This is a genomic window from Cupriavidus sp. KB_39 (assembly GCF_052114485.1).
Classification (GTDB): domain Bacteria; phylum Pseudomonadota; class Gammaproteobacteria; order Burkholderiales; family Burkholderiaceae; genus Cupriavidus.
This window is the reverse complement of sequence record NZ_JBFREV010000087.1, coordinates 1-3,875: the sequence shown is the minus strand read 5'-3', so window position 1 is coordinate 3,875 and position 3,875 is coordinate 1. Positions and strand designations below refer to the sequence as shown.

The 3,875-nt window shown below is 56.0% G+C and carries 5 protein-coding genes; all 5 read left to right on the top strand.

Annotated elements, in window-relative coordinates; translation table 11 throughout:
* The first annotated feature begins 162 nt into the window (after window positions 1-162).
* Window positions 163-513, top strand: a complete 351-nt coding sequence (locus AB4Z27_RS28495) for a hypothetical protein (protein WP_441645911.1) — start codon at window positions 163-165, stop codon at window positions 511-513.
* A gap of 194 nt (window positions 514-707) precedes the next feature.
* The gene (locus AB4Z27_RS28490; RefSeq protein ID WP_441645910.1) at window positions 708-2,144 is read left to right on the top strand and encodes an FG-GAP repeat domain-containing protein; all 1,437 of its coding nucleotides are present in this window, start codon (window positions 708-710) and stop codon (window positions 2,142-2,144) included.
* A 119-nt stretch (window positions 2,145-2,263) separates the two neighbouring features.
* A complete protein-coding gene (locus tag AB4Z27_RS28485; protein ID WP_441645909.1) occupies window positions 2,264-2,836 on the top strand; it encodes a hypothetical protein in 573 nt (190 codons plus the stop codon).
* 43 nt (window positions 2,837-2,879) lie between these two features.
* Window positions 2,880-3,242 carry a lysozyme inhibitor LprI family protein gene (locus AB4Z27_RS28480; protein WP_441645908.1) on the top strand — a complete coding sequence of 121 codons (363 nt, stop codon included), beginning with the start codon at window positions 2,880-2,882 and terminating at the stop codon, window positions 3,240-3,242.
* A gap of 75 nt (window positions 3,243-3,317) precedes the next feature.
* A complete protein-coding gene (locus AB4Z27_RS28475) occupies window positions 3,318-3,713 on the top strand; it encodes a hypothetical protein (protein WP_441645907.1) in 396 nt (131 codons plus the stop codon).
* Window positions 3,714-3,875 lie beyond the last annotated feature (162 nt).

Here is a 3,875-nt window from a genome sequence, read left to right as displayed (position 1 = left end):
GTTATGCACCACCGGCGGAGGGAGCTTCGCCGGAACTGATGGCGTGAAAAAAGCCTGAGGACATCGCATAACCCATTGATTCTTCGAAAGAAAATATGTACGAGGCACGAAATTCTAGATAGTATTCAACTGTCGTATCTACAACTTTAATTGGTGAATACTATGAGCACGAAGACCGAATCGAAGCCCTCCACGACCCAGGCTGGCGCCACCGAGCCCTCGACCGCACCCGGCATTACTCCGAAGGTAAAACCGGCCCGGACCAGTATCGCCAGCGAGTCTCCCGAGAAATTCCGCGCAGCATTGCAAGAGCTGGACGGCGAGCGCACCGCACTCGCGAAAACCGCCATCGAAAACATGAAGCCCGGCAAGCCCTTCGATCCGGCCGTAGTCCGGCAAATCAACAAGATCGAAACGCGAAAGAACCGACTGATCGTTTCGCGCTTCTCCAATCTCCTGCGGAAAAGCACGCCGGCAGTTCAAGCCATCGTTCACCAGATCATCGAGTTGTGAGACAGGCCGAATGCCTGCTCAAGCAATCCGTTGGGTAGGCATTGCCCTGCCCTCGTTAGTGCTGCGCCGCCGTGTCATTGAAACGGCGGCGCAGTTTTGCAAGTTGCGGACGCGTTGTGGGGGTCACGCTGTTTCATCACACGCGCCGCAAATCGAGCCATTGGGCATCCAAAGCAATTCACACAGAGGAATGTATGAAATCGAAGTTTGTAGGAGTGTTTGCAGTTACCGTCAGTGCGATGGTGCTGACGGCGTGCGGTGGCGGAGGTGATGGGAGCACGTCCACAACTCAGCCGAGCGCGTCGCCTGCGCCGACCGTTAGCCTGGCTTTCGCTCAGCCGAAAGTCGCACTCGGACAGAATGCGAAGCTAACGTGGACGACCGCGAATGCGACGTTCTGTTCGGCGTCGGGTGCATGGACGGGTACGCAAGCGACATCCGGCACYTCGATACAGACTGCGACGGCGCCTGGCCAAACCGTGTTCACGCTGGAATGCTCCGGCCCGGGTGGTTCTGCGAAGCAATCGGCCACGATGATGGTGCCGCTACCTGTCGAAAAGTCGTCGTACCTGAACAGAATGGCTGCTGTGGCTTCGACCGGCCCGCAATCCATTCCGCAGACCGGCAATTTGCCCGGCGCAACGACACTTGCCTATGCCCTCGGAGATTTCTTCCAGGAAGGCACGTACTCGCTCGTATCGCATACGCAAGAAGCCGATAACAGCAAGCCGTTCGCTCAAGGTGCTATTCCGGGCCACATCAGATTCTGGAAGATGGATGCCAACGGCAACTGGGTCGATCACACGTCCGATATCCTTCCCGACAACTCGGGTTGCGTTTGGCCTCGTAAGATCTTGGTTGCGGATTTCAACGGCGACCAACTGCCCGATGTCTATGTGTCCTGCACCGGCTTCGACGCTGCTCCGTTCGCGGGAGAGAATCAGCGCATTCTGCTGAGCGACAAAACCACGCACACCTACAAGAACACTGTCGTTCCGGTCGTCGCCTACGCCCACGGCGCTAGCGCGGCGGATATCGATGGCGATGGCAATATCGATGTCATCGTCGCAGACATGAATGGCAATGGCAGCAGGAATCAGCTGTATGCCTTGAAGGGTAATGGCGACGGCACCTTCACGGTGGACTACAGCACTGTTGATCGCATCGAACTCAACAATCAAGCCAACGGCCCGATGTGGACGACTGAGCTGATCGACCTGGATCAGAACGGCACTTACAGCCTGATTGCTGGCGGCAATGAAACGGGTGGACATCGTTCGATCATCATTCCGTTCGACGGTGCAACCAAGTCGTATGCGATCAAGCCCATCACTAATCTGCCGAACGATGGCACGTACATCACCCCGTATGACTTCGCATTCGATAGCTCCACCAAGACGATCTACGTGAATCGGGTGAACGACCTCAGCACCTGGGGTACGAACTTCCCGACGAACGTCGGCAACTCGATCCAGAAGATCGATTACCAGACACTGACCGCCTCCACGATCTTCACTCACTCCGGCTACTACAACCAGCCGCAAGGGCTGACGTGGATCGATTGGCTCGGCTTCTATGGCAACAACGTCGTCGGACTGAATTCCGTCTTCGGCATCAGCGTGGCGAAGTAACGGGCCTCGCTGATGGCGGGAACAACACGTTGATCTCCTCACTATAGAGAAGAAGAGATCGTGTTGTTCCCACTTGCCTGCAAGCCAACCACGCCCCACACCAAGGCTCATCGATACCTATGTCCAAGTTCTTCCATCTGCTGTTCGCGCTCGCCATGATTGGACTCATCGCTGGAATGATCAAACCGGCGTGGGTCATGCGGTGGAATGCAAATCCTAGTCGCAAGCGAATCGCGCTCATTGCATTGCCCGTCCTCGTCGTCACAGCAATGTTATCGAACGTAACTCGAACGCCCGAAGAAATCGCCAGCGACCAGCAGATTGCAGAGGATAAAGCAGCGGCCAAGCATGAGAAGAAGCCAGCCGAGAACATCAAGCCGCCGCTACCCAATGACATCGCCACAAACCTTTGCTCTGTCGTCGTGACCTACGTGTCAGGAGTCCTCGCATCGAAGGCACAGGGCGAACGGATCGACATCGAAAAGCACGCCGATCGAATCTACTCGCAATTCAGTGGTCAAGTACCGCCCCAATATCGTGCATACGAGAAGAAGCTCTTGCTTCATTTTGGACACGGCATTGATAGAGATACCGACCTTCCTGCGACCATCCAAAAGTATCGAGCCGACCCGCTGCGCTTTTCTGGCGCACTGATGACGGTCTGCACACGGCAGCTGACCACTGCGTCGTGAAATCCCTCCCAATACGTAGCAAACAGAGACCGTAAGCTCGACCATGAAAAATCGATACACCCACATCCTTCTCGCCGCGCTTCTCGGAGCAAGCTGTTCCGTATTCGCCGCCCCGAGCTTCAATTGCGCCAAGGCTTCGACCAACGTCGAGAAGATGATTTGCGCGGACCAAACGCTATCCGATGCCGATTCGGTGATTGCCGACCTGTACAAGGAAGCACTCGCCAGCACCGGCAGTCCTGGACAGATCAAGCAGGAGCAACGCCAATGGCTGACGAAGGTGCGCAATATTTGCAAAGCGCTGGACTGCCTCGCGAAGGCCTATGACATGCAGTACAACAAGCTGCAACGTGATCGGCTGGCAGGCAGCGGCGCCGTCAATCCGAACGGCACCACCGGCCACTAACGGCAACGGGAACAACACACCTCTCTTCTCTCTAGAGTGATGAGATCAATGTGTTGTTCCCGCCAGAAAAAATCCATGTCGTACGAACTCTCGTCGGTCAGGATTGACTCGCCCGATAGGGCTGACGGCATGCTGATCCTCGACGCGACGCCTCTCAGATCACCGAACCGGTGGAAACCTCGCTCGACGACCATGCTTGAAACGCTTCTGAGCCTGTCCCGCGATTTGGAGCACGGTGCCTACGTCATCACCGACAACGAAGATGGATGGTTTCAGCGCGCGGGCTTTCCAGCGAATCGGCTGATATCGCGGCAGGCTGCCAGCCGTTCGCTTCGACACAGCCATCTTTCGAACCAGCTTCCGGCAGCAACTAGCGATCCGATGGACATCCACATGAAACGACGACGATTGCGATTCGACGCGTGGCTACTTCAAGTCGAACGACCCGTCATTGTGGAACTGAGCACATGACACCAAGAGCCAGGGCATCTGAACTGCACCCCAAAAGTTGGACACCAACTTTTGGGGTGTTTTCATGTATCGGTACTCGGAGCAGTTCAGGCTGACAGTTATCCAGAGCTACCTGGACGGTCAGGCAGGCTATGGTGAGATCGCCAAACGCCATGAAATAGA

Bases quoted from the DNA above. Each gene is read 5' to 3' on its own strand.
- AB4Z27_RS28495 (WP_441645911.1), top strand. From the start codon at position 163: ATGAGCACGAAGACCGAATCGAAGCCCTCCACGACCCAGGCTGGCGCC.
- AB4Z27_RS28485 (WP_441645909.1), top strand. From the start codon at position 2,264: ATGTCCAAGTTCTTCCATCTGCTGTTCGCGCTCGCCATGATTGGACTC.
- AB4Z27_RS28480 (WP_441645908.1), top strand. From the start codon at position 2,880: ATGAAAAATCGATACACCCACATCCTTCTCGCCGCGCTTCTCGGAGCA.
- AB4Z27_RS28475 (WP_441645907.1), top strand. From the start codon at position 3,318: ATGTCGTACGAACTCTCGTCGGTCAGGATTGACTCGCCCGATAGGGCT.